20 protein-coding genes and 1 tRNA gene are annotated in these 25,918 nt (G+C 38.9%); 7 read left to right on the top strand and 14 right to left on the bottom strand.

The features are described from left to right. Positions 1–11 precede the first annotated feature (11 nt). From BC659_RS02395 to BC659_RS02365, 7 genes are read right to left on the bottom strand one after another with little or no spacing between them, the layout of a single operon-like run. Positions 12–1,052, bottom strand: a complete 1,041-nt coding sequence (locus tag BC659_RS02395; RefSeq protein ID WP_133472981.1) for a glycoside hydrolase family 43 protein — start codon at positions 1,050–1,052, stop codon at positions 12–14. Between the two features lie 23 nt (positions 1,053–1,075). After that, on the bottom strand, positions 1,076–2,518 hold the full coding sequence (locus tag BC659_RS02390) for an MFS transporter (RefSeq protein ID WP_133472980.1): 1,443 nt from the start codon (positions 2,516–2,518) through the stop codon (positions 1,076–1,078). A 27-nt stretch (positions 2,519–2,545) separates the two neighbouring features. Then, positions 2,546–3,646 (bottom strand): endo-1,4-beta-xylanase, encoded by a 1,101-nt coding sequence (locus tag BC659_RS02385; RefSeq protein WP_133472979.1) that lies wholly within the window; start codon positions 3,644–3,646, stop codon positions 2,546–2,548. Between the two features lie 4 nt (positions 3,647–3,650). Continuing rightward, complete coding sequence (locus tag BC659_RS02380) at positions 3,651–6,218, bottom strand: glycosyl hydrolase 115 family protein (protein WP_133472978.1); 2,568 nt, start codon at positions 6,216–6,218, stop codon at positions 3,651–3,653. A gap of 11 nt (positions 6,219–6,229) precedes the next feature. After that, a complete protein-coding gene (locus BC659_RS02375) occupies positions 6,230–6,976 on the bottom strand; it encodes an SDR family NAD(P)-dependent oxidoreductase (protein ID WP_133472977.1) in 747 nt (248 codons plus the stop codon). Positions 6,977–6,997: 21 nt separating this feature from the next. Further along, the gene (locus tag BC659_RS02370; protein ID WP_133472976.1) at positions 6,998–9,148 is read right to left on the bottom strand and encodes an alpha-glucuronidase family glycosyl hydrolase; all 2,151 of its coding nucleotides are present in this window, start codon (positions 9,146–9,148) and stop codon (positions 6,998–7,000) included. Positions 9,149–9,172: 24 nt separating this feature from the next. After that, the gene (locus tag BC659_RS02365) at positions 9,173–10,201 is read right to left on the bottom strand and encodes a LacI family DNA-binding transcriptional regulator (protein ID WP_133472975.1); all 1,029 of its coding nucleotides are present in this window, start codon (positions 10,199–10,201) and stop codon (positions 9,173–9,175) included. A 1,012-nt stretch (positions 10,202–11,213) separates the two neighbouring features. Between BC659_RS02365 and BC659_RS02360 the strand changes: the two genes are divergently transcribed. From BC659_RS02360 to BC659_RS02345, 4 genes are all read left to right on the top strand, one after another. Continuing rightward, positions 11,214–12,725, top strand: a complete 1,512-nt coding sequence (locus BC659_RS02360) for a xylulokinase (RefSeq protein ID WP_133472974.1) — start codon at positions 11,214–11,216, stop codon at positions 12,723–12,725. 37 nt (positions 12,726–12,762) lie between these two features. Next, entirely contained in the window at positions 12,763–14,091 is a 1,329-nt protein-coding gene (gene xylA / locus BC659_RS02355) for a xylose isomerase (RefSeq protein ID WP_133472973.1), read from the top strand. Positions 14,092–14,201: 110 nt separating this feature from the next. Continuing rightward, positions 14,202–15,350, top strand: a complete 1,149-nt coding sequence (uxuA, locus tag BC659_RS02350) for a mannonate dehydratase (protein ID WP_246027068.1) — start codon at positions 14,202–14,204, stop codon at positions 15,348–15,350. A 45-nt stretch (positions 15,351–15,395) separates the two neighbouring features. Next, positions 15,396–15,602 (top strand): hypothetical protein, encoded by a 207-nt coding sequence (locus tag BC659_RS02345; protein ID WP_133472972.1) that lies wholly within the window; start codon positions 15,396–15,398, stop codon positions 15,600–15,602. A 99-nt stretch (positions 15,603–15,701) separates the two neighbouring features. Here BC659_RS02345 and BC659_RS02340 read toward each other — a convergent pair whose 3' ends face one another. From BC659_RS02340 to BC659_RS02330, 3 genes are all read right to left on the bottom strand, one after another. Further along, on the bottom strand, positions 15,702–16,604 hold the full coding sequence (locus BC659_RS02340; RefSeq protein ID WP_133472971.1) for a glycoside hydrolase: 903 nt from the start codon (positions 16,602–16,604) through the stop codon (positions 15,702–15,704). Between the two features lie 491 nt (positions 16,605–17,095). Further along, on the bottom strand, positions 17,096–17,977 hold the full coding sequence (dapA, locus tag BC659_RS02335) for a 4-hydroxy-tetrahydrodipicolinate synthase (RefSeq protein ID WP_133472970.1): 882 nt from the start codon (positions 17,975–17,977) through the stop codon (positions 17,096–17,098). A gap of 73 nt (positions 17,978–18,050) precedes the next feature. Then, a complete protein-coding gene (locus tag BC659_RS02330; RefSeq protein ID WP_133472969.1) occupies positions 18,051–19,028 on the bottom strand; it encodes an acetyl-CoA carboxylase carboxyltransferase subunit alpha in 978 nt (325 codons plus the stop codon). A gap of 149 nt (positions 19,029–19,177) precedes the next feature. Here BC659_RS02330 and BC659_RS02325 point away from each other — a divergent pair. The 3 genes from BC659_RS02325 to BC659_RS02315 all read left to right on the top strand — a co-directional run bounded on the left by BC659_RS02325 (position 19,178) and on the right by BC659_RS02315 (position 21,107). Further along, positions 19,178–19,251 (top strand) — tRNA-Asp (locus tag BC659_RS02325). A gap of 138 nt (positions 19,252–19,389) precedes the next feature. After that, positions 19,390–20,592 carry a site-specific integrase gene (locus tag BC659_RS02320; RefSeq protein ID WP_133472968.1) on the top strand — a complete coding sequence of 401 codons (1,203 nt, stop codon included), beginning with the start codon at positions 19,390–19,392 and terminating at the stop codon, positions 20,590–20,592. Next, positions 20,589–21,107, top strand: coding sequence for a hypothetical protein (locus BC659_RS02315; RefSeq protein ID WP_133472967.1), 519 nt, complete (start codon positions 20,589–20,591; stop codon positions 21,105–21,107). The genes BC659_RS02320 and BC659_RS02315 overlap by 4 nt, the downstream gene beginning before the upstream one ends. 426 nt (positions 21,108–21,533) lie before the next feature. On the opposite strand, the gene BC659_RS02310 is transcribed toward BC659_RS02315, so the two are convergent. The 4 genes from BC659_RS02310 to BC659_RS02295 all read right to left on the bottom strand — a co-directional run bounded on the left by BC659_RS02310 (position 21,534) and on the right by BC659_RS02295 (position 25,892). Continuing rightward, positions 21,534–22,562 (bottom strand): hypothetical protein, encoded by a 1,029-nt coding sequence (locus tag BC659_RS02310; RefSeq protein WP_133472966.1) that lies wholly within the window; start codon positions 22,560–22,562, stop codon positions 21,534–21,536. 4 nt (positions 22,563–22,566) lie between these two features. Beyond that, positions 22,567–22,860 carry a helix-turn-helix domain-containing protein gene (locus BC659_RS02305; RefSeq protein ID WP_133472965.1) on the bottom strand — a complete coding sequence of 98 codons (294 nt, stop codon included), beginning with the start codon at positions 22,858–22,860 and terminating at the stop codon, positions 22,567–22,569. 765 nt (positions 22,861–23,625) lie between these two features. Next, on the bottom strand, positions 23,626–24,681 hold the full coding sequence (locus BC659_RS02300) for an MAE_28990/MAE_18760 family HEPN-like nuclease (RefSeq protein ID WP_133472964.1): 1,056 nt from the start codon (positions 24,679–24,681) through the stop codon (positions 23,626–23,628). After that, positions 24,681–25,892, bottom strand: coding sequence for a DUF262 domain-containing protein (locus BC659_RS02295; protein WP_133472963.1), 1,212 nt, complete (start codon positions 25,890–25,892; stop codon positions 24,681–24,683). Before BC659_RS02295 ends, BC659_RS02300 begins: the two co-directional genes overlap by 1 nt. Positions 25,893–25,918 lie beyond the last annotated feature (26 nt).

The raw sequence follows: 25,918 nt of genomic DNA, 5'->3' as shown, positions 1-25,918 counted from the left end.
GGCAGGTAGCTTTATACATTGTTTTTATATGGCTGAATGGTTTGTATATATCCATTTTCATCATGAAACAGTTCAGTTAGTTTCACGCTTCTCAGGTGAGTCACGCCCTTGCTAAGGCTGCTGTCATGATAAAACAGGTACCATTTTCCTTCATACGCACAGATAGAATGATGTGAGGTCCAGCCAACAACAGGTTCTAAAATTTTCCCTGCATATCTGAATGGCCCATAAGGGCTGTCGCCGATTGCATAACATAGAAAATGAGTATCCCCCGTAGAATAGGAGAAGTAATATTTACCATTGTATTTATGGACCCAGCTAGCTTCAAAAAAGCGACGATCGTTATCTCCTGCTAACAATGGGTTCCCATTTTCATCGATAATAAGTACATCTTTTGGTGTTTCTGTAAAGGATAAAAGATCATCAGACAATCGCGCTATTTTTGGACATAAAGCCTGTTCATTGTCTTGCGGCAGGTGAGCGAGCGGACCTTCGCCTTCAGCCTTGAAACTACCTGTTCTCCATCTTTGTAATTGTCCTCCCCAGATTCCTCCGAAGTACATATAATAGGCGCCGTCTTCATCCTGAAATACGGCCGGGTCAATGGAAAAACTATTGGGTATAGGTAACGGTTCAGGAATAAAGGGCCCGATAGGTAAAGCACTTTTTGCCACTCCAATCCTGAAAATGCCTTCGTGGTCCTTAGCCGGGAAAAATAAATAATAAGTACCGTTTTTTTCTGCTGCGTCCGGCGCCCACATCTGTTTCTCAGCCCAGGGTACATCTTTTACATGTAATGCGCAACCATGGTCAATAGCAGGCGAGTCGGGTGAGTCCATAGAAAGAATATGGTAATCTTCCATGGCAAAATGACTACCCAGGTCATCAAAGGGAATATTATTTTCAATATCATGAGATGGATAGATATAAATCTTACCATTAAACACATGAGCAGATGGGTCAGCTGTATAAATATGCTTTACCAGTGGCTGCGAAATGGCATTCCGGTTAAGCTTATCGAAATCAATATGATGTATGGGATCTTCAGGCATGAGTATATAAAATTTATAGAGAACTAATCTTTACGTCTTTCTTTTAAATCGGTTTCAATTTTTGTTTCCATGCTTTTATTGATTTCATAGAAGAATAATAAAGCAGCGCCGACCAGGAAAGGAATGGCAGGAAACACACTTACTAAAAAACGGGTACCGTTAATAGCAGATGCTGTCTGCACAGCATCACTATTGGGCACATAATCAAAGAGGTTTAGAATAGCGGTTAATAAGGCGCTACCAACACTCAGACCTACTTTTAAGCCCACCATCATGGCGGAGAAAATAATAGCTGTTGCTCTTCTGTTATTTTTCCATTCACTGTAATCTGCCACATCAGCAATCATAGCCCATAAGAGCGGGATGGTGATTCCATAAAAGAAGCCATGCAGAATCTGTGAAATAAACATCAGGGCAACAGATGTTGGCGGAAAGAAAACAAAAGCCAGTATAAAAAGTGTAGAAATGAATAAGGCAATGCCAAAAACATCTCTTTTGCCATATTTATCAGCATAACGTTTTGATAAAGTGATTCCCACAATCATAAAAATGATACCACCAGCATTAAACAAACCGAAGCCCGCAGATACCGGATCTTCACCAAAAAAGTTTACACCTATACCCGATAATGCATTTGTAATGGGTGCTACAAAGGCGGTAAGACTTTCTTTGTCTACATAGTTTTTAAAGTAGTAGACATAAGAACCACCCTTCATAGCTAATGTAATAAATACAAGTGTTGTGAGAACCAGCATGATTACCCAGGGTTTGTTTCTGAATAAATCACCAAGGTCTTCTTTAAGACTCGATTTTTGTTCGGGTTTAGGTATGATGCGTTCTCTGGTTGTTAAAAAAGTAATAATCAGCATCACAGTTCCGATAATGGCTAACCATGTCATGACGGTTTCGATACCCGCTGCTTTATTGCCATTGCCGACAGTTTCAATGATGGGTAACATAAATACCTGTACAAAAAACTGGGCAAACATCACCGCTACAAAACGGTATGCAGACATACTATTTCGCTCTTTCATGTCGCCAATGATAACACCGCTTAATGCAGAATAGGGAAGGTTATTGGCTGCATATAATAAAAGCAGTAAAGTATAGGTAATAGCTGCATAGATTACTTTTCCTTTATAAGAGAAATCAGGTGTACTGAATGCCAGTAAGGCAACAGCCCCAAGTGGAACTGCCGTCCATAATATCCAGGGTCTGAATTTTCCCCATCTGGAAACGGTTCTGTCTGCAATGGCACCGATAATCGGATTAAAGGCAAATGCGGCAACAAGACCTACAATAAGGATAAGCGCTGATGCATGACTTGTTTCCAGACCATAGATATCTGTATAAAAATAGGCTAGGTATGTCATCAATGTCTGGAACACAAGATTGGCTGCAAGGTCGCCAAGGCTATAACCAACTTTTTCCAGTACCGATAATTTGGTGATGGGTGTTTGATTCATATGGCTTTTTTAAGGGTTGTTACCCGTTTATTTTTTAGTTCCGATTACTTTATAAAAAGCGGGTTTAGGATTGAACTCACGATCGAATAACAATGGATAGTTGGTTCTTCCTCTCACGGGCCAGTCATTTAACCAGCTTTGTCCGTCGTTTACACCCCAGAAAGTAACACGTGTAACTTTGTCTTTATACTTCAGGAACAATTTAAAAAGGGTTTCGTAATCGCTGGCCAGTTGTTGTTGTACACTATCCGGTAACCCATCTTTATAGGGATTGAGTGCAGGATTACTGGCTACACGCTGATTCACATCTGCTCCCTGGAAACTTCTGGGAAGTACTTCAATATCCAATTCTGTGAACATTACTTTCAGACCCATGGCTCCATATTGTACAATGCTTTCTTCTATTTCTTTAAAAGGTACTTTACCCACGTGCCAGTGACCTTGAATGCCTACGCCATCAATGCGTACACCGGCGTCCTGTATTTTTTTAATGAGTGTAATACAGCCTGCTCTCTTAGCTGGCTGCTCATTGTTATAGTCATTATAATATAATTCAGCCTTTGGAGAAGCTTTGGCTGCCAGACGAAATGCTTCTGTTACAAAGTCATCACCCAATCTGTTCAGAAAGATAGATTTACGCATAGTGCCATCTTCATTCAATGCTTCGTTTACAACATCCCATGAAAATATCTTACCATCATATCTGCTGGCTACGGTATTGATATGATTGGTGAAAAATGTACGGAACGAATCAACACTTTTGATATTACGGGCAAATGCGGGCAGTTGACTATGCCAGATCAGCGTATGTCCATTAATCTTAATCTTATTTTTTTTACCATAGGCAACCATTTTATCTGCCAGATCGAAATTGTATACATCCCACTGTGGATGTATAATTTCTGCTTTCATAATATTTTCCGGCGTGGCCATATTGAAATGCTTTTGAATGAGTGCATTAGCTTTCGGATCTTTTTCTTCAATCTGACCCGCACTCATAGCAGTGCCGATACCAAAGTCTTTTGCAAAAACTTTTTTTAGTGATGCGTCTTGTGCTGTAACGGCTATTTGCATCGAGAGTGATGTAGCGATAACACCAAGAATAAACGTGATTTTTTTGTATGACATGAGATTATTTTTTAGAAGGTTGATGAATGGTTTCGGCTGGCCCCAGATAACTGGGAAGATTATTGCCAAAATCGACAACAATTTTCTGCAGTACTATTGCGGGGTCTACCATCCAATATTTGATGGTATGTTTACCTGCTTTACTGATCGTATGTTTTGAAGATTTTATAATAATATTTTCTGATACCCATTTGTTCCAGATACCAGTACCTGTATTTTTATCTTCTTTATTGATACTGATTATTTGTGGGGCTTCATCATCCACCGAAATAGCATATGATAATCCATTCTCTGTATTCTGAAGGTTCAGCGTAGGTGAAAAGTATGCGTTGATGGTAAAGGACCCTTTACTACTTGTATACATATCATAAGTCACATAAGGTGTGCCCGAACCTGGTTGCAGACTTGAAGCTGTAACGGGTGTTACAGTAATGGCCCCGCCGGTTCTTCCTAAATCAGGAATTACGGTCCATTTAATATCCTTGCTATGGTTGAGTGTCGTATAATGATCTGCTGATATGGATACACCGCTTTGAGCATCTTCATAAAATACATTTCCCTTTGTTCCTGACGGAACAACCGAACGGGTTGCTATTGTTTTAGTAACTGCCGGTTCTGGTTTTATAGAATCAGCAGGTACATAGCGCACCATTGGCATTCTTTGGCGGTTGGGTTGTTGCCAGTAGGTATAGCCAATATGTGTCTGGCTCATCATATGGTTCCATTTGCCATTATTCAACTGGTGGTACTCCAATGTTATTAATGAGTCTTTTTCGTACAATACTTTTACTTTATCTGCGTATTGATTGGCTGCGGCATATTTCTGAGCATAAGCTTTCTGGTTCAATGCTACATGGTAATACATATCGTACAGATTACTGCAGGCTTTTACCGGATGTAGTACCAGTTGAAAAAAAGCATCTCTTTTATCCGCAGCTATTTTGTTATGGATGGCCTCAGCTTTTTGCAACAAAGTCTTGTATTCGTTAACGACTGTTTCCCATTCATTATAGTTAAAGCTGAAAGTATTGGCTTCCAGTAATTCAGGTTTCCGTCTGCTATTGTATTTGCCATATTTGCTTATGATATCGGCAATTTCATTGGCATATTCATTTCCAAACTGTGCCCTTGCCCATTGAATACTATAGGCTTCAAGATCATTCGCCTTTATTTTTTCCGGGTTCCATGCAAAATCCAGAAAAAACGAGATTGGATATTCCATGGGTTTAATATCACCCACGTTTACGATCCATATTTCACGGGCATTGTATTGCCATGCAAGGTTCATTTGCTCCCATATTCTGGGTAGGGGATTGGTATTTACCCATTTATAGTTCCGTGGGCCGCCAACATAATCAAAGTGATAATAAATGCCATAACCACCTTTTCTCGGCGCTTCTTTCGGGTTGGGTAAGCGTCTGATATTGCCCCAGTTGTCATCACAGAGTAAAAGTGTAACATCATCTGGTACCCGCATGCCTTTATCATAGTAATCCTGTACCTCCTTGTACAAAGCCCATAACTGCGGTGTTTCACTTGCAGGTTTCTTTGTTACCTCGGCTATAATTTCTCTTTGGTCCTTTACAATTCTTTCCAGTAATGCTGTTGCTGTTTGTCTAGACATGGGTTCATCGCCATCGCCCCTCATACCTACGGTTACAATTTTGTCGTTATTAGCTCTTCGCATACCTCCGCGCCAGAACTCTTTCAGTTTAACCTCATTGCTATCATAGTTCCATTTGCCTGTACCATATCTTCTCCATTCATCATGGGCGCGCATCAATGGTTCATGGTGTGAAGTACCGATCACAATACCATATGTATTGGCCATTTCAATATTACGCGGGTCATCATCATAAAAAGCATTACCCCACATGGCTGGCCAGATATAATTACCCTTGAGTCGGAGTATCAGTTCAAATACCTTTTCATACAGTTTGTGGTTAAACCCACCGTTCTTCTCTTTGGTCCAGTTAGATAAAGCCGGCGCTTCGTCATTGATGAAAATACCACGGTATTTTACCTTTGGAGCATCTGTGATGGAAAGATTTTTCTTAATGAAAACTGTATTCTTTTTTTCAACAGGTACGTCTGCCCACCAATACCAGGGCGATACGCCTAATTGTTTTGAAAATTCAAATATTCCGAATGCAAGACCTCTTCTGTCTGAACCTGCAATCACTATTGCCTGGCTGATTCCTTTCAGCGGATTACTCAATGTTTGAAAGCGATAGGCTTCCCATTGCCCCCTGATGCCGCTATAGGAAACTATTTTTTTAGCTTCCAGTGATTTCAGTACTGAGGACTTTTCAACAGTACCCAAAATAATCAATGTGCTTGCCTTTTCCGGAATAGATGAAACGATTTCTGCAGAGAGACCGGTAACAGCCTTAATATCCTTTTTCAATAATTCTGCGGAAAGATGTACCAGTGCATTCTCTGATTTGTCTGCATAAATAACCGGATTTGTCAAAGCGAAACTATTCACATTGGCAGCTTTTGAAAAAATATCCTGAGCTGTTACTGCAACAGATAACAAGGAAATAAAAAGAGTACAAAAACTTTTTTTCATATCGTTTGGTATTAAAAACCGATACTATTACCGCCATCAACGGGTAATACAACACCAGTTATATATTTAGCTGCATCGCTTGCGAGAAAATAGGCAGCTTCACCAATATCAGTGGGCTGTCCCATAACACCCATAGGTGTTCTGCCGAACACTTTTGCTTTTCTTTCAGGATCACTGTCCAATGCTTTTGCCGTCATGTCTGAGTAAATAAAGCCAGGTGCAATGGCATTTACCCTGATGCCTTTGGGTGATAATTCTACGGCCATGGCCCTTGTCATACCATCAATGGCAGTTTTGCTGGCGCTGTAAGCAATTACTTTTGGTAAACCATATTGAGCTGCCATCGAGCTGATGTTGATAATGGATCCACTTTCTCTCGTGAGCATATGTTTTACTACTTCGCGGCTTATTGCAAAAACTGCCGTTACATTTGTAGTAAGAATTCGCTGAAATTCCTCATCTGTTACCTCTGTGAATAGTTTTTTCATATTGATGCCAGCATTGTTGACCAATACATCAATCTGTCCGAATTCGGTGAGTATGTTTTGAATCAAACCCGGAATGGAAGACAGGTTACTCAGGTCGCAACTCATGGTGTGACAGCCTTTTCCTAATTTTTCTTTTGCAGTTGCGAGTTTGTCTTCATCGCGGCCCACAATAATGGTTTCAATATCCTGCTGAATAAATTTTTCTGCGATGGCATATCCTAAACCGGAACCTCCTCCGGTAACAATGGCTATTTTTTTATGTGTAGGCATAAGTATGTTTCTTTTTATGAATTAATTACCGGGTGCCAGTGGAAACCGTAAGCTTTTATAATACTCAAGGGTTTTATCTGGCTGCGGATAATTTGCCGGTATAGGTTTTTTGCTAAAGGTCTGGAAGTACAATAAACAGGCATTTCTCCACCAGATAGCTTCATCATATTGTACATTCAATAACATTCTTACCTGATCATGTCTTTGCTTATCTACATAAGGTTCTAAACCTGCCCAGGCCTGCTGCATAGTTTTTACTTTTTCTGCGCCGGTGTAATAATTAAAGCAAAGCTCATCCCATAAGTTTCTGCCGCTTTTCATTTTGAAAGTCCAGGGAACATGATGAAACCAGAGCAGGTTTTTTTCTTCACAGGTATTCATGTTTTCCCAGATTTTTCTGGCTTCCGGATGGTATTGTTCGAGTGCATTGCTGCCTGTAGCCGTACGGTTAAAACCAATGCCTATGCTATCTGCTTTGTGGTAATACACGGGGTTCCAGTCGGGTCTGTTGAGGTTGCTTACCCATGGTGCAGGACCATAGTGATGGCCAGTACCCATGATATGATGTAATCCAATGGGATTGGAATATTGTACATAAGTTTCTCTGCTTTCCATCATCAGTTTTGAAGCTGTCTGCAGAAAAGCAGGATGGTTGGAATAGGTCATGCGTAACCATTCCTCGGCAATTCTTTCGGCACTTAATGAATGGTCCCATGCCAGTCTGCCCATCGCATACCAGTTAGCCTGCGCAAAAGGGTGGCCGCACCAGTTGATATCGTTTCCTATATTGGCTACACCCGTAATGCCGGTAAGTGTCTGAGCCTTGTTAAAACTGCCGTCGAGTACTTTGGCTACCGTACTGCCTTTACCATTGGTATAGGTATCTGCTTCCAGACATTCTTTAAACAATGGCCCCAGATAAACAAGATTGGTTGCCTGACCCAAATATTCCTGTGTAACCTGAAACTCCATCATCAGAGGTGTTTTGGGCATAGCGCCGAAAAGGGGGTGGAAAGGCTCACGAGGCATAAAATCAATGGCGCCATTTTTTACCTGTACCATTACATTTTTATTGAAAGAACCATCGAGCGGCACAAATTCATCGTAAGCCTGTTTGTGTCGGTCAACATTCTTTTCTGCACTGTATACAAATGCCCGCCACATGATGATGCCATTAAAAGGAGCTACCGCTTCTGCGAGCATATTAGCACCATCGGTATGTGATCTTTTATAATCCTGAGGACCAGGTTGTCCTTCACTATTGGCTTTTACTACAAAGCCTCCGAAATCAGGAACATATTGATAAATCTCTTTTACTTTGTCTTTCCACCACTGTCTTACTTTTTCATCTAGTGGGTCGGCTGTTTTGAGACCACCTATTTCGATGGGTGCACTGAATCTGGCTGTAAGGTATACTTTGATGCCATAAGGTCTGAATGCATCAGCAAGTGCTTTTACTTTTTCAAGGTAATTTTTAGTTAGTATAGTAGCATTTGCGTTTACATTGGTTAAAACCGTGCCATTGATGCCGATGGAGGCATTAGCCCTTGCATAGTCTATATAGCGGGGATCAATATAGCCAGGCAGCGTATGCCAGTTCCAAAGCGAAAAACCTGCATAACCTCTTTCGACCGTTCTGTTCATATTGTCCCAGTGATTCAGCATTCGCAATTTCACTTTCGGAACAGATACTACCTGCAGATTATGAATGGCCTGTTCTGTTTGAATCAGTCGAAGAAAATGAAAAGCACCATATAAAACAGCTTTGTCAGTATTTCCTGAGATGATGATTCTTTTTTGGCCGTTGATGTTTTGTGAAAGAATGATGAAGCCTTCTTCTCCCGTCTGCGCTAATAATTTTTTTACTTCTGTGCCTGCCAGCAGGGGAGATATTCCTGTGGCTGCAATTAATGAGGCTGTAGATGAGGATTTGTTTGTAACGGTAATCTTTTTCTGTAGCATGGCCGATAAGCCATGCTGTAATTCTTCACCAATGATTTTCATGGTCTCAGCATTTCCGCCGAGAGTAATACCGCTGATTTGCTGACGGTATGTAGTCAGTACTGTTTGATTTTGTAACGGCTGATAACGCAACCATAAGTCATATCCTGTTTCAGCTTTTAACTGAAACGAAACAGCTATTATTAAAAGGAGGGAACAAATTTTTTTCATGGTATGGCAGCAGATTTTCAATGGTTATTTTTTTCGCTGGGACGATTCCCTTACAATCAGGTTTGAGCGAATAACAATGGTATTGGTATGTTTAATATTGGATAATCCTTTCAAGTGGTTTATCAGGTTTCTTGCCGCAATTTCACCCATGTCAATACCCGGATAATCAATGGTACTCAACTGAGGTTCAATTATTTTTCCAATGGCATCATTATTAAAGCCAACAATGGCAATGTCTTCCGGTATACGAACGCCATGATCCTTGAGTGTTTGCATGCAAACAGCAGCTGAGAAGTCGTTGGTGATAAAAGCGCCGTCTGGCAAGGGGTTCATTTTAAGAATTTCCATAGCTGCTTCCACGCCACATTGTTCACTCAGATCTTTGATCAGCACATACTTTTTGTGGAATGGGATATTATTGTCATACAATGCATCGGCATATCCTTTGTGGCGCTGAGCATATACATTTCGTTTCAGGTTGGCGGTAACAAGCACAATTCTTTTACATCCCTGCTCAATCAGGTGTTGTGTTGCCTGGTAGCCACATTTATAGTTGTCGATAATGACTTTTGTGCTTTCACCTTTTTCTTCTACCCGGTCAAAGAAGATGACAGGGATGCCCTTTTCTTCAAAGAGGCCAAAATGTGAGAGATCGGCAGTATCAAAAGCCAATGAGGCAATCAGTCCATCCACTCTTTTGTGAAACAGGTTCACAGCATTGGCCGCTTCCTTCACAGAACTTTCCGAAGAGTGGGCGATAATAAGGTCGTATCCGGCTTCGGTTGTTATTTTTTCAATGCCCGCCAGTACCGAAGTAATAAAATTACTGTTGAGTTCATGTACCAATACGCCGATGGTATTGGTTTTTTGTTTGCGAAGGTTACTGGCGAAGTTGTTATGTCTGTAGCCCAGTTCTCTTGCCGTTTCCTGTATTCTTTTGCGGGTATTTTTATTGATAGCGGGATGATCCTGTAAGCCACGACTCACGGTAGCGGATGAAAGCTCAAGTTTTTGAGCAATATCATAGATAGTGACTTCTTTTTTCGTTTTCATATTGCAATCGGTTGTATAAAAATCGCAAAAAAATATTAAAATCAAATTTTAGTTTTTCCATGCATGATCACTCAATAAGAAATGCCTGCATAGGTAACTCTCTGGCGTCCAACTTTTCCATATTTACCACTCATTCCCCGATAATCTGGTAATTGTTGTTAAAAAAAATGGGTAAGGGGATCATTTTTAAAGCTGGATATACAGTCTGTAAGTCTTTCTGGCTAAAGGTTTCTGGCAAACCTTTAATCGTTTATTGCCTTGATCCCCATTTTTAAGAGATCATGTATAAAAGTTTTTTATCCGTTCATGCTTTAGCCGGTAGTAAGTGAGATTGATCCGTTTATCGGCTCAGTTGATAAAGGTTAGCTCTGCCTAACAGGGATCAAAAACGGGATTTTTTTGTAAAAAAATTGCAATCGGTTACATTTTTTGATAAATTCTCTTATATTCGTTTTCAGATATCAGATGATAGGTCAGATTAGGTCTGAAATTGCTTGCTGTTATATGAGAAAGCGGAGTCGTACACGGTAAATCCGTTATTTATTCAAAATCTCGCTTCTTCTATTTCCGTATTGCCATTTCCTGCTGGTTTGAACTTCTAATTGTGTAAAAAATACACGAATCTGTATTGAAATTATAACCGATAAAATATCGTAAGCCTATTATAGGATCCCATCCCGTTCAATTCTATTTAGATAAGCTCTGAAAGATGAATTGGGTGGTATCGGTTCTCAGGAACCGGGTTGGTTATTAAGCGTCATAATGGTTATCTGCGGGAGTGGTTTGCCGGCAGAATAACCGACGATCGGCAAGGGGAGTTTGGCGTTTTACTCTCCTTGCTTTTTTTAACAAACCGGAACACATGCAATTGTTTAGCTGAACATTTGTATTTGTTCCAGGTTAACGCCACCAAAATGAATATTAACGCTTGTTTGTTTTGATACAAAGGTGCTTGCTGATGCTGTCATCATTCATCTTTCCAGTATCTTGACCCTATTAATTTATCGACAGAATGCTATTATTAGGTATAGATGTAGGAACTTCTTCTGTTAAGGTTTCAGTGGTTGATGCTGCTACGCACCAATGTCTGGCGGCAGCACATTTTCCTGAAACAGAAGCAGAGATCATTACGCCCTATCCAGGCTGGGCCGAACAGAGTCCGGATCAATGGTGGGAATATGTAAAACAGGCTATACTCAAATGCAATGCTGCTGGTAATTATAATCCTAAAGATATTGGTGCCATAGGTATTGCTTACCAGATGCATGGATTGGTATTAACAGACAAAGATGGCCATGTATTGCGTAATGCTATTATCTGGTGCGACAGCCGAGCGGTTGAAATAGGTAACAAGGCATTTGACGAAATCGGCAGGGAACATTGCTTGCAGCACTTACTTAATTCGCCCGGAAATTTTACAGCCAGCAAACTTGCATGGGTGAAGCATAATGAACCTGAGATATACAATAAGATTCATAAAATAATGTTGCCCGGTGATTTTATTGCTTTTAAAATGACCGGTGAAATCACTACTACCAACTCAGCACTGTCTGAAGGTATCTTCTGGGACTTTAACCAGGAAAGTCTGTCATCTGATATAATGGGGTATTTCGGTTTTGATAAAACCCTTATTCCGGCTATACAACCTTTGTTTACCTCTCATGGTAGCTTAAAAGAATCTGTAGCCACAAGGCTGTCTTTACAGGCTGGTATACCTATTGCGTACAAAGCAGGGGATCAACCCAACAATGCACTTTCATTAAATGTGATGGAACCCGGTGAAGTGGCGGCAACAGCCGGTACTTCAGGTGTTATTTATGGCGTAAGTAATGAATTGGGATACGATCCATATTCCAGGATCAATAGCTTTGCACATGTAAACCATAGCGAAGCACTCAGAAGAATTGGCATATTACTCTGTATCAACGGAACAGGTATTTTCAATAAATGGATCAGGACCATTACTGGTGGCGGGCAATCTTATGCCACTTTGAATGAAGCTGCAGCAGTAGTGCCGGTTGGTGCTGATGGATTGCTGGCTATTCCTTTTGGTAACGGCGCAGAGCGCATGCTTAATAACCAGATTGTAGGTGCGCATTTTGAACAGATTGACCTGAATATTCATGGCAGTGCCCATATGGTGCGGGCCGTACAGGAAGGAATTGCTTTTTCTTTCCGTTACGGATTGGATATCATGCGTGGAAACGGAATGAATCCACAGGTCGTACGTGCTTCCAGAGCCAATCTGTTTCTGAGTGATGTATTTACCCACGCTTTCGCAGGGGTAAATCAGGTATCTGTTGAATTTTATGAAGGTGATGGAAGTTACGGCGCTGCCATAGGTGCAGGTATAGGATCAGGTATTTTCAGCAGCGTTGCAGAAGCCGCCACCGGTAGAAAGCCGGTAAGTATTATTCATCCTTCACATACAGATGTATATGAAGAACGTTATGCAGCATGGAAATCATCTTTGGAAAACAGAATGGAAATATTGAAACAGCAGGAAGCTGTTTCTGTTAATTAAAAATATCTTTATTGTTTCATACACTTATTCAAGCATTATGTCAATCGTATTAGGACAACAAGAGTATTTCAAAGGTATCGGACAGATCAGGTATGAAGGCGTGGATTCTGATAACCCGCTGGCATATCGTTGGTACGACGAAAATAAAGTGGTGGCCGGAAAAACCATGAAAGAGTGGTTGCGTTTTGCCTGTGCATACTGGCACAGCTTCTGTGGAAGTGGTGCGGATCCTTTTGGTGAACCCACACATATTTTTCCATGGGACAAAAAATCAGATGCAGTTGAAAGAGCAAAGGACAAAGCCGATGCAGCATTTGAGTTTATGACCAAACTCGGTCTGCCTTTCTATTGCTTTCATGACGTGGATGCTGTTGACTTTGGCAATGACGTGGTAGAAAATGAAAGAAGATTACAGGCTATCAGTGAGTATTTTGCCGAAAAACAAAAAGCAAGTGGTATTCAACTGCTGTGGGGTACAGCCAATCTTTTCTCGAACAGACGATATATGAACGGTGCGGCTACCAATCCTGATTTTCATGTGCTTTCACATGGTGCAGCGCAGGTAAAAGCTGCATTGGATGCTACTATTTCACTGGGTGGACAAAACTATGTGTTCTGGGGTGGTCGCGAAGGATATATGACTTTGCTCAATACCGATATGAAACGTGAGAAAGAACATCTTGCCCGTTTCCTGCACACTGCCAAAGATTATGCACGTAAACAAGGCTTTAAAGGCACTTTCTTTATTGAGCCTAAGCCTTGTGAGCCAAGCAAACATCAGTATGATTATGACAGTGAAACGGTACTTGGATTTTTACGTCAGTTCGATTTACTGAATGATTTCAAACTGAATATCGAAGTAAACCATGCCACACTTGCAGGTCATACATTCCAACATGAACTTCAGATTGCTGCAGATGCGGGCATTCTCGGTTCTATTGATGCGAACCGCGGTGATTATCAAAATGGATGGGATACCGATCAGTTCCCCAATAATATCAATGAACTGGCAGAAGCCATGCTGGTAATTGTTGAAGCAGGTGGATTCGCTGGTGGTGGTATTAATTTCGATGCGAAAATCAGAAGAAACAGTACCGATGCGGAAGATCTGTTCCATGCACATATTGGTGGTATTGATACTTTTGCCCGCGCATTGGTGGTAGCAGACAAAGTATTGCACCAGTCTGATTATAAAAAAATCAGGACAGAACGTTATGCTTCTTTCGACAGCGGTAAAGGAAAAGAATTTGAAGCAGGGAAACTTACACTGGAGGATCTGAGAAATTATGCAATAGAACAGGGAGAGCCCGCACCAAAAAGCGGTAAACAGGAATACCTGGAAAACCTGATCAATCGTTATATTTAAATATTGAAGTAGATCATAAACCTAAACCCATGATGCGGTTGAAGCGTTCAATACTTCAGCCGCATCTTTTATTTCACTGTAATACCTGCTTTATGTTAATGCACCAGACCATGAGATGGTACGGACCCAATGATGTGGTTAAATTATCTGATATCAGGCAAGCCGGTTGTGCCGGTGTGGTTACTGCTTTACACCAGATTCCGGTCGGCGATGTATGGCCGGTAGCTGAGATTATGAAACGAAAAGAACTGATTGAAGCTGCCGGTATGAGCTGGACAGTTGTGGAAAGCCTGCCCGTAAGTGAGGATATCAAGAAACAGAATGGTGATTATATCAAACATATTGAAAATTATAAAATCAGTTTACGTAATCTGGCTGAATGTGGTATTAAAGTCATCACCTATAACTTCATGCCCATTCTTGATTGGCTAAGAACAGATATTGCCTATACCATGCCTGATGGAAGTAAGGCTTTGTATTTTCACAGACTGTCGTTTATTGCCTTCGATTTATATCAGTTAAAAAGACCTGGTGCTGAAAACGAATACAGTGCAGAAGAAAAGGAAGCAGCTTTAATATGGCTCAATAATATGCGTGAAGAGGACAGAGAGCAGTTGTTCAGGAACCTCTTACTTGGGTTGCCAGGTAGCGATGATGCATTTACAGCTGAGCAGGTACTCGCTGCATTGAAGACTTATGCAAATATTGATGCAGATAAATTAAAAGAGCACCTGGTTTATTTTTTACAGCAGGTGGTACCGGTAGCGGAAGCCTGCGGACTTGTTATGGCTATTCACCCGGATGATCCTCCTTATCCTGTTTTGGGGTTGCCCCGTATTGTTAGTACTGAAGCTGATGCCGCTTATCTGCTGAATGCAGTTGATTCGCCTGCCAATGGATTGTGTTTTTGTACGGGCTCATATGGCGCGCGTGCAGATAATAATATCGTAAAAATGCTCCAACGTTTTGGTGATCGGGTACACTTTCTTCACCTGCGCAATACGAAAAGAGATACAGAAGGTAATTTCTATGAAGCAGCACACCTGGCTGGTGATACAGATATGTATGAAGTGATTAAAGAGGTGCTGGCTATTCAGAAAAGAAGAAATATCTCTCTTCCCATGCGACCCGATCACGGGCATCAGATGCTGGACGATCTTAACAAAAAAACCTATCCGGGCTATTCAGCTATCGGTCGATTAAAAGGTCTTGCTGAATTACGAGGTGTGGAATATGCGCTCAGTAAAATGCTGCAGTAAGTATGGGTTCATGCTAAATGGAATGGTGAATGCTTATTTTTATGCATGCGGAATACTACCAAGTTGAAAGCCATACTCAAACATTATCATCTTGATCTTTCTTTAAATGAGAAAGAAGAAATGATTGTTAACCTGTTTCACAAAGAAACCGGTACTGCCATGACTTTCGAAGACCCTTCCTACAGCAAACTCATCAGTAAAGCTTATTCGTACATGAATAAACAGTTAAAAGAAGGATCGAAGAAGGAATAGCCGAATCTTTTTATGCTTACAATAGTAAGTAAGCATCCATCCTGTCCATCCTGAAATAAACGAAATCAAAATTGATTAGTAAACCATGACCTGAAACCATCATTTCCTCATCCGAGTTGCCGGCCTTACATTTTTTCCATAATAAACATCTGTAGGAATTTGATGCCCCCAGTATACTTCTTCCAGCAATGCATATAAATCCGGATCATAGGCTTTCAGGTCATCAGGCGATTGGATACGTGTATCGCCATCATAAAACTCATAGTTCGACCAGAACCACCATTGTGTACCTTCTGCCCAGTATTCGGCAACCGTATTGATGGCATACTGCCCTTTATACTTTCCTTTTTCCTTGGCATTGGCGTATGCGGTATTAATACGACGAAGGAGGGAAGTATCTGCTACACGCATCGCACTCATAATATTGTGACTGAACTCGTGTACCAGAATGTTTTCACCATAATAACGGGTGCCTGCATAACCAAGAATATTTTCTTCGGCACAGGAGGTAATGGTGCCGCCCATACCACGTGCTCTTTTGTTCCAGTATTCTTTATCACTCATGCTGGCAATACCACCCGGCTTATCGTAATTGTCTCTTTCTCCGGGTGTAAGACGGCGATCATCTCTGGCAGGTTTTTTCCAGTTGCTTCTTTCCGGTAAGTCGGTTTCCATTTCTGTTTCAGCCATGATAAGTAATCGTGCACCTTGCTTTACTAAAGCAGAACGGATATCAGGTCTTTTCAACAACATATAATTAATGATATCACGCGCTACCAGCAATGCGTCATCCGGTACTTTTTTTGAGGATACTACCGGAATGCCGAAAGCATCGGTATACTTTTTATAAAAAGTATCGAGCTTCAGTTCGGCAAGTGGCGCTGCCAGTACTGCCTGTGGAAAGCTTTCAATTAATTTCTTACGGGGTGCATCCGTAACAGGCTGACAATAACCATGGATGTTGATAGAAACCCCAATAGCCAATAATAAAAGTACACGCATAATAAGCATATCTGTTATTTCGAAAATAATCAGAGATGCCGTGGCCCGGATGCTGAGAATTAACCGTGTGTTTACATTTATTGATGGATTGCCACACGTGTTCAGTGAAGCAAAAAAGCTTTTCTTACCTTATCAGGTCCCCGTATTCGTTCTGGTATCTTCCATAGCTCATATACTGCATATACAGGGTTTAACACTGTTTTTGTGTTGAGCTGTGTTGATGCTGTGTTTTTGCTGTGTTGTTGCTTTGAGTAAATCCCTGATAATAAAGGATTTAGGATGTCATTGTTTTGTGCTGAAAAAATACCCTTAAACTGGTTATTACGGTGGGAACTTTATAGTATTTCGGCATCGTATTGATTGCGTTTTTCCAGACTTTGATAGCTGGCAGAAGAATAAAAAAAGCCCCAAACCGGGGCCTTTTTAGATGTTTTATTGACTGTTACTATTCAGCTATCGCGTCTTTTGTTGCCAAAAGGAGTAGGGCATTATTATTTACCCAGGTATTGTTTTATCGATGCATGATAACCACTGCTGAGGGGCACTACCGGTAAACGTACTTCATTTTCAATCAATCCCTGTTCAAACATAAATGCTTTTACGCCGGCAGGATTGTTTTCTGCGAACATCAGATCATACGCTTTTAATAATGGATCATTGATTTGTTTGGCCATTGTTAAATCATGCTTTAATGCAGCGCGTACCATATCTGAAAACTGCCTTGGAAAAGCATTGGCAGCTACGCTGATGACACCATCCATTCCGCAGGCAATCTGTGCCATGGCCAGTGCATCATCACCACTCACTACCAGAAAATCAGCAGGTTTGTCGCGCAGAATTTCCATGCATTGTACCATATCGCCACTGGCTTCTTTCATACCTGCTACATTGGCTACTTCATGTGCCAGGCGCAGGGTAGTGGCAGCACTCATATTACGACCCGTTCTGCCGGGTACATTGTATAAAATAACAGGTTTGGGTGAAGCTTCGGCCACTGCTTTGTAATGCTGGTATATACCTTCCTGTGAGGGTTTGTTATAATAAGGGGCTGCACTTAGTACGGCAGCAGCTTTGTCCAAAGGAAAATAACCCAGGTCCTTTACTACTTCATGGGTATTGTTACCACCCACACCTACTACTACAGGAACGCGACCTGCTACTTTTTCAAAAGTATAGTTTACAATGTCTTTCTTCTCCTCTTTCTCAAGGGTAGGGGTTTCACCGGTGGTACCTAAAGTGATGAGGTATTCCACCCCGCCACTAATCATAGCATCAATCACCCTGCCCAGTGCATCAAAATCTACACTCAGGTCTTTTTTAAATGGTGTTACCAATGCTACACCCGTTCCTCTCAATTGCGTTCTCAAAGACATTTTATAAGACTCTTTTAGATGATATATAACTTACTTTCTGATTCCTTATTTCTCATTCCTTATTTGGACATTTCTACACCGCTTCTTCCCAGAATCCCATCTTACCATATTTCTCAATACGGTTATTGACACGCTGGGCGGGGTCTGTATTTTTTATTTCTGCCAGGGCTTTTACCAGGTATGACTTCAGGATTTCAGCAGCCTCTGTATAATCCCAGTGGGCACCACCCAGGGGTTCATGTACAATTTCATCTACCAGACCGAAACCCTTCATGTCTGTGGCGGTAAGACGCAACTGTTCTGCAGCTGTTTCTTTTTTGTCCCAACTGCGCCATAAAATAGAGCTACAGCTTTCCGGCGAAATTACTGTGTACCAGGTATTCTCCATCATCAATACCTTATCGCCCACACCAATGCCCAGTGCACCACCTGATGCACCTTCGCCGATGATGACTACAATAACAGGTACTTTTAAACGGATCATCTCATAGATATTGCGGGCAATGGCTTCACCCTGGCCTCTTTCTTCTGCTTCCAGACCGGGGAAAGCACCTGGGGTGTCTACGAGACAAACAACGGGCTTATTAAATTTTTCGGCCAGCTTCATCAAACGGAGTGCTTTGCGGTAACCCTCCGGATTGGCCATACCGAAATTACGCAGCTGGCGGAGTTTTGTATTGGTACCTTTCTGCTGGCCAATAAACATGACGGTTTCTCCATCGAGTTTGGCAAAACCACCTACCATGGCCTTATCATCCTTAAAACTGCGGTCGCCATGCAACTCTACAAAGTCGGTACACATTTTATCGATGTACTTAAGTGTATAGGGCCTGTCTGGATGGCGGCTAAGTTGCACGCGCTGCCAGGGCGTAAGGTGTCTGGTAATCTCTTTTCTTTTTTCAATGATAGAGTCTTCCAGTTGCCTGAGGGTATTGGTATAATCTATTTTAGGGTTCTTCTCGGCCAGTTTTTTGGTATCCTCAATTTGTTCGTACAGTTCCTTGATAGGATTCTCAAAATCAAGGAATTGTCTGTTTGGGTATTGGGGCATAATGATCGTTTAGAGCGGTAAAATTAGGGGATCAGATTTTTTCCTGAAAAGATTTGTTTATGAAAACTGTTTACCCTTATCTTTGCCGTCCCGAAAACGGACTGAAAGGGAAGTTTTCAGGATGATCTAACTGGTTTTCCAGTAATCACGGATCGGTAGTTCAGTTGGTTAGAATGCCGCCCTGTCACGGCGGAGGTCGCGGGTTCGAGTCCCGTCCGGTCCGCTAGGTTTCTCCACCTAGATTCTTTAGGCCTTGTAATCCTTATTACAAGGTCTTTTTGTTTCATTATCCTTCAGGAAGATTCGCATTTTTTCGCTAAATTGTTTCAACAAGGATTCAACAAAATCCAAATGTTTCAACATGGCAGCGAAAGTCTCTCTCAAATATTATCTGCTATCTACACGTACCACTAAGGGAGAATTACCCATTTACTTACGTATTACGCTCGATCGTAAGAAAGCAGAACTACATACCGGATATGTATCAACAACTAAGGACTGGAACCAGGAAGAACAACTAACGAAAAGCAATCATTTAGTCAACCAGGAGCTTGTAAAAAGGAAGGCGAAGGTCTATGAACTGATCATTGACCTGGAAAAGAAGAATAAGCCTGTTTCAGCGGCCATCCTTAAGGAACTACTCACCGGCAAGCAAAAGGTCAATATTGGTCTATTGGCCTATTTTCAGCAGCATATTGAAGAAATTAAGATCAGAAATGAGATCAAGAAGATATCTCTTAATAAATACCACCAGTCATTCAAAAGTCTAAATCAGTTTCTCGCAAAAAAGTATAAGTCGCAGGACATATATATAGATCAAGTTGATTATAGTTTTATTAATGCTTACGATCTATTCTTAAAGGAAGAATATGATCTGCATAAGAATACTATAAATAAGTATCATTCTAGACTTCGAACCATCCTCTTGAAGGCACTTGCTGAAGGCCATATTTTCAAACAACCCTACGCCAATTTTAAACTCAATACAGTAAAGACTGATCGAGAATTTTTAAGCCAGGAAGAAATTGATATTTTATTAAAAATAGATCTATCCCATAATCAAAGCCTGGATAAGGTGAAAGATCTCTTTTTGTTTTCCGTTTATACCGGTCTTCGATTTCAGGATGCCCAAGATCTCACAATGAGTCACCTTTCATCCTACAAGAATAAGCCTTCTATTAAGTTTATACAACAGAAAACAAGTAGGGCCATTGAGATACCACTTTTGCCCCAAGCAAAGAAAATCATTGATAAGTACAAAGGTTCGCCGGAAAGGAAAGTGTTAAATAAGCTTCTTCCTAAGATCAGTAACCAGAAAGTAAATAGCTATCTAAAGGTTATAGGCGATCTAGCTGGAATAAAAAGAAGTATTACGCACCACGTAGCAAGGCACACATTCGCAACAACGATTTGCTTAAATAATAATATGCCTTTAGAAGATGTGAGTATGTTATTAGGACATTCAAGTATCAAGACTACTCAGATATATGGTAAAATAACTCAACAACGCATATTTGATTCAATTCAAAAAATACAGATTTCAAAACAAAAATCTGCAAAATGATGAAACCAAAAGAAATAATTGAATTTACTAATTCTATCATCCATACAATAATATTAGATCCTGGAGAGGCTTTTGAATTTTTCAAAAAGAAGTGGCTTACGTTGACATTCGATGAAAAAAAAGCATGCCGTCCTTTCATTTCAAAATTTTGCGAACAAAGAGCCGGATCTGAAAGTTTACACCCGCAAAGACCTGAAAACTTTGAAGAAACAAAAATATGCTCACAGATAGTTCTTGATTATTTAAATGAAGAAAAAAGTGGGGTAGTTCATTATGGAACCATTAAACTTAACTCAGGTACTAAGCCTAAAGACATAGCTTATATTTTTAGTCTATTGAAAGACATGGGATATATTGATACAAGCAAAGAAGAAATGGCACAAATACTAATCCAGGTTTTCGGTATTAGAGGAATTACTGAAAATACAATGAAGCAATATATGACTCAAAAAAGTATTGTATTATCATCAAAAACGAAATTTCAAAATAAGCTAAAACATTTTTCAACATCGTGATTTTTCTTTTGACCTTCAATAAGTTTTCATCTATCACTTTTTTTCACTTTCAATTCTACATAGTAGAATTGAAAGTGAAAAAAGAGGGTTTCTTTTGAAGGTCAAAAGAAAAGCGGTTAATTCTTTCATTGAAAATTTCAATATCAGAATGAAAACTTACTTCTAGGTATACTCTTATTTAACCGTGATATTTGTATTGAAAAGAAAAAGGAAATAGCTTCCTAGCCGGCTTGTCCGGCTTTCTTATTTGTATAAACTCTTTGAATAAATTCATTAGTCTTTTTCGAATATACATTAAAGTAAAGTGCTTCCTCTTTTTCTGCGAACCTTTCAAATCTTGATATGTTATTTATGTTTCGGTATTTTCTTGGCCTCCTAGCTAGTTCATCTGGAAAAAAGACGATGCAGGTAAATAATTTATTTCTGTTACTCATTATCGATTATTTTCTTGCCTAGATCAGTTAGTGAATATTCATTGTTTTCAAATGAGATATAGTCTTTTAAAAAGTCGTCATAAAATTTATAAACATTAGAAGATTTTTTTGATATACTAGCCTTTATCTGAATTATTTCAAACAACTGTTTCTTGGTTGCAAACTCCTTATTTATAAACTCCTTGAGGATTTCTTTTGCTAGTTCTTGTTTTTGCTCTCTCTCATCTTTTCTTTCACTCTCTTTTATTGTGTAACTTCTAGAAGAGTCAATATTTCCGAATTCATCTTTTGTCAAGTGAAGGATGTTATTTGTTCTTGCAGATACACGAGATTTTATTTGCTTTACTTGGAAGCCGTCCCCTTCAGTGTTGTTGGATATTTCTAGAATGAAAGACGCTAATCTTTGTAAAGTACTTCCAATATGCCCTAACCCTTTTAAATAACCGCTACTAGGTTTATGTGTGCTAACTATGATTAAATGACCAGCCGAAATAAGTTTTTTTAAAAAAATATCTATATCTGAGGCCTCATTGATACTATTCATATCATTGACAAAAGGCAAAATATGATCAATGATAATGACATACTTAATGTCTTTATTTTTTTCGAGATGATCCTGGAGTGCTTTTTTCATTTCAGCGCTTGTAAGATCTATTGTTGAAATAAACTCTAATCTTTTAAATATCTCATTCGGAGGAAAATTAGCTTTTTCAAAAATGTGGTTGATTGAATTAGCATATTGTGATTCTGGTCTTTCTGTATCTATGTATAGTATTCTAAAGTTCTTAAAACGGAGATCTTCTTCTTCCATCATATCAAGGAATTGATAAATGAACCGAGTCAAAAACTTGGTTTTACCATGACCTTCATTTCCTAGTAAAATATTCAAGCCTGAATCTTGAAAAATTGGAAAGGTAAGGTGATTGTCATCTTGAAGAATTAATAAGGGTTTATCCATTCTAATTTCTCCATTAAGTATTCTGTTAAGTAAAAGATCTAGGTTAATAGCTTCTTTAGGCATGAGACTAAATTTTAGTTGTCAATGAATTTTTTTGTTTTGATTTTTCGAGGAGATTTTTAATATCTGTAATTGAGTAATAAATGGCTTTGCCAATCTTGCTGAATGGAAGAGCCTTGTTTTTTCTCATTTGCCAGAACCAGGTTGATTTTCTTTTAAAAATTTCCATAGCTTCTTTTTCAGTTATATAGTCGGTAACTGGATGAGAACTTGAATTCTCCAGGAGCTTCAGAATTTTGTCCTGTTTCTCATTTATAGAGTTTAATAGCTCTTCAGGTACTAATAGGAGTGCTTGTTTCATCTTTTCTTATTTGAACCCAAAAAGAGCATCAAATCAGATTTTAAAAAATGGGGGAGATTTTTACCCTATTTTTATGCTAAAAATTTTAGTAATAATATGATTATTGCTACCAGCTTCATGATCCAGGTTAAATACATCTCTGGCCTAATAAAATTGAGGGTTCGGAAAGTGCATGAAACTGCCCTGTTCGAATTTTTTGAGGTTCAGGCAAGGAACAAAAAAATTATTTTTAGAAATAATCGTCCCCTATTAAAAAGTAAAGGTTTACACAAAAAGCGGATAGATTGGAAATTGATTGAGGGTACTCTTGCTAATCAGTTTATACAGGAAGAAATTCCTCGAAAGCTGAATGAATATTTTTCTCAAAATGAGATTAAAAGTTAGTCCTCATATACAACGTTATTCTTCTTCATTCTCCTTGCAAAGGAATAGGCTGAAGTAATTAAGCTTGTGTAGCTTTTATTTTCGAATTCTTCAAGATCACCGGTCTCCTTATCATAAAGCGTTAATGTAATATACTCACCCCCATTCATTGAAAAGTCGACATTGTAATCTTCTAGGATAATTTTCAGTTTGGTAGTATTTCGCATAAGAATATTTTATCTAAAATAAAATGTTCTTATAAATTAAAATAGCTGGTTGTTAAAAAGGAAAATAAAGAAATCAAATAAACTGAAATAAATCTTAGAATTACTTTTTCAACATAAAGGAATAAAAAACATACACCATCTATAAAAGTAGAATACTACAATATTCGAAATGTCTTTAATTGCTTGAAATTAAAAAAAGTTGATGTGTCTTCTTAAATTTTGCGTCAAGCTCTACTCCAATTTCAGAATCACCTCCAGCAATTGATGTTACGAATTCATCGTCAATTTGAATGCTTTTAATAAATCCCTTAACAATTCCATGCTCATTTTTGCCAACTAAAATATCACCGACTTTTATTTCTACATTATTCGTCGTAAAACATACTACAGTCCCATTTTTAAAAACATCAGTTATTTCGCCTAATCTTTTTCCATATTCTTCTAAATGAATTATGTCTAAATTTTTCTGCAATGTCACAACCATAGCTACTGCATAATACTCAAAATAGACGATATAGTCCAATAGAATTGGACTACTAAGTATAGAACTAGGTACACCATGAGCAACCTCATTACGCCTTTCTGCTAAGTCATTCAATTCAAAGTATGCTTCATCGAAGCTAATTTCACTAACATCTGTCTTTTGTAATTTATGTAACAAGTAATTATAAAAGATTGAATCCTTAAGCAATACAGCACTTATTTTTTCTAATCCGATATAAGTGAAAGATTGATCAATAACTTGTTGTCGGAAATTTGCGCTATGCTGAGAAAACGCTTCACTATTTAATTGATATGACTCATGAAGCGTGATACATTCATATAGGTTTTTTATTACTGATTCTTTAGTATATCCTCCGCGATACCTATCTTGATCCATTTTATTCAAGATGGCTAAAGAAAGTCTATAATGGGATGTTCTAACTAATTCAGGTAAAGAGTTATAATTTTCGACCAACTCATTTAATGCTAATACATAAGCAATAAGGCAATCTTCTATAAATTTTTCAAAAAAACCGTATAATGAGATTATAACACTGTTATAATTAAAAACACGTTTTTCTAAATTAAAGTCAGTAAATTTATTAACGAGTTCTGCTAAGTATTCAACTTCAGGTATTTTTTGAGTTAAATTCCAGTCAGATAACAATCTATTTTCAATATCGTAAAATTCAATAAGCTTTCTAAGATTAGCTAAGTCCTGGTGGAATTTATTTTTTATCGCATCCATTATTTTTTGGCTAAGCTTTTAAATAATTCTCTGAAAAGTTCTATTCGTGTATTTATCACTCCTGGGTTTACATTCCTTCCACCAAATGTTTCGTAGTTCTTTTTATAAAACTCAGCAAAAATCTCGTCAACAACACTTTTATGATTTAAAATAGAATCCTTTTGCCTATAAAATTCAGAAGCTACCAACATTAATGGATCATATACAACGAGCGTTGCACGGTTGTACCATGACCAATTACCATTCCGTTCCCGATAAATATAAAATGCCTTTTCACCCAATAACTCATATATGAATTCTACAGTAGAATCAAAAATGCTAGCAAGTTCATGAATAGTTTCTTTTGGAAATTTATTTGCTTTATTTAAATAAAAATCTAAGTAGTCGCGAAGGTTTTTTGCATTAGCTCTATTAAATAATTCATTTCGCTGTCTATTGGCAAAAAAACGTAAAACGAATTCGACATCCTCCATTTCTCGAAAGAAATCATTAGCTATGAGTTCCTCGTTTAATATTCCTTTCTCAAGTTCATCCTTATCAGGAATAGGTATATTCCACATCTGACATAAATATTTATTTCGAGATAGCTTGATACACATTTCATTGAAATAGCCATTATAGATAGCATTTCTTGACTCTTGAGGCGCCAACTTTACTCCTCCACTATTTATTCTCTCAAACACTAATTGTTTCAATCTTAATGCTTCGAATTCATCTTTTGCAGTTTCCTTTAGTATTATGATTGCAGAAAGATATCTCCGATCTATCCCTTTCTGAACCTGATATGGTAAGGTATTATAAAATTTCCCATTTAATTCTGACCATAACTCCAAGCCTGTAAGTGGATATTTATTTTGATAAAATTCATAAATGGCAGTTAGCCTTTGCAGCCCGTCCATTACTTCGTAATGAGAGTATTTGTCTTCATATAAAAAAATTGGTGGAATGGGAACATTCATAATAAAAGATTCGATAAGACGTGATTTTTGCTCATAACTCCATCTATGACGCCTTTGAAATTCTGGGTTTAATAAGTAATCATCGCCATCTAACATACCCTTTATAGCTGTCAATGGATATCGTCCTTGTTCGGTTACTATTCTAACTTCTCCTCGGATATATTTTTCATTGATTTCTTCATCCACAAGAGTGGTCTGACCAAATGGAATTTCATTATCAATTGTAATTTTCTCACCATCAAGCAAATTCATAGTAATTTAGTTTTAACTCTAATTAA

This window comes from Sediminibacterium goheungense (assembly GCF_004361915.1).
In the GTDB taxonomy this organism is placed as follows: domain Bacteria; phylum Bacteroidota; class Bacteroidia; order Chitinophagales; family Chitinophagaceae; genus Sediminibacterium; species Sediminibacterium goheungense.
This window is presented reverse-complemented; position numbering and strand designations above follow the sequence as displayed.

Excerpts from the sequence above, each read along its gene's own strand:
- BC659_RS02395 (WP_133472981.1), bottom strand. The coding sequence starts at position 1,052 with ATGCCTGAAGATCCCATACATCATATTGATTTCGATAAGCTTAACCGG.
- BC659_RS02390 (WP_133472980.1), bottom strand. The coding sequence starts at position 2,518 with ATGAATCAAACACCCATCACCAAATTATCGGTACTGGAAAAAGTTGGT.
- BC659_RS02385 (WP_133472979.1), bottom strand. The coding sequence starts at position 3,646 with ATGTCATACAAAAAAATCACGTTTATTCTTGGTGTTATCGCTACATCA.
- BC659_RS02380 (WP_133472978.1), bottom strand. The coding sequence starts at position 6,218 with ATGAAAAAAAGTTTTTGTACTCTTTTTATTTCCTTGTTATCTGTTGCA.
- BC659_RS02375 (WP_133472977.1), bottom strand. The coding sequence starts at position 6,976 with ATGCCTACACATAAAAAAATAGCCATTGTTACCGGAGGAGGTTCCGGT.
- BC659_RS02370 (WP_133472976.1), bottom strand. The coding sequence starts at position 9,148 with ATGAAAAAAATTTGTTCCCTCCTTTTAATAATAGCTGTTTCGTTTCAG.
- BC659_RS02365 (WP_133472975.1), bottom strand. The coding sequence starts at position 10,201 with ATGAAAACGAAAAAAGAAGTCACTATCTATGATATTGCTCAAAAACTT.
- BC659_RS02360 (WP_133472974.1), top strand. The coding sequence starts at position 11,214 with ATGCTATTATTAGGTATAGATGTAGGAACTTCTTCTGTTAAGGTTTCA.
- xylA (WP_133472973.1), top strand. The coding sequence starts at position 12,763 with ATGTCAATCGTATTAGGACAACAAGAGTATTTCAAAGGTATCGGACAG.
- uxuA (WP_246027068.1), top strand. The coding sequence starts at position 14,202 with ATGAGATGGTACGGACCCAATGATGTGGTTAAATTATCTGATATCAGG.
- BC659_RS02345 (WP_133472972.1), top strand. The coding sequence starts at position 15,396 with ATGCGGAATACTACCAAGTTGAAAGCCATACTCAAACATTATCATCTT.
- BC659_RS02340 (WP_133472971.1), bottom strand. The coding sequence starts at position 16,604 with ATGCGTGTACTTTTATTATTGGCTATTGGGGTTTCTATCAACATCCAT.
- dapA (WP_133472970.1), bottom strand. The coding sequence starts at position 17,977 with ATGTCTTTGAGAACGCAATTGAGAGGAACGGGTGTAGCATTGGTAACA.
- BC659_RS02330 (WP_133472969.1), bottom strand. The coding sequence starts at position 19,028 with ATGCCCCAATACCCAAACAGACAATTCCTTGATTTTGAGAATCCTATC.
- BC659_RS02320 (WP_133472968.1), top strand. The coding sequence starts at position 19,390 with ATGGCAGCGAAAGTCTCTCTCAAATATTATCTGCTATCTACACGTACC.
- BC659_RS02315 (WP_133472967.1), top strand. The coding sequence starts at position 20,589 with ATGATGAAACCAAAAGAAATAATTGAATTTACTAATTCTATCATCCAT.
- BC659_RS02310 (WP_133472966.1), bottom strand. The coding sequence starts at position 22,562 with ATGCCTAAAGAAGCTATTAACCTAGATCTTTTACTTAACAGAATACTT.
- BC659_RS02305 (WP_133472965.1), bottom strand. The coding sequence starts at position 22,860 with ATGAAACAAGCACTCCTATTAGTACCTGAAGAGCTATTAAACTCTATA.
- BC659_RS02300 (WP_133472964.1), bottom strand. The coding sequence starts at position 24,681 with ATGGATGCGATAAAAAATAAATTCCACCAGGACTTAGCTAATCTTAGA.
- BC659_RS02295 (WP_133472963.1), bottom strand. The coding sequence starts at position 25,892 with ATGAATTTGCTTGATGGTGAGAAAATTACAATTGATAATGAAATTCCA.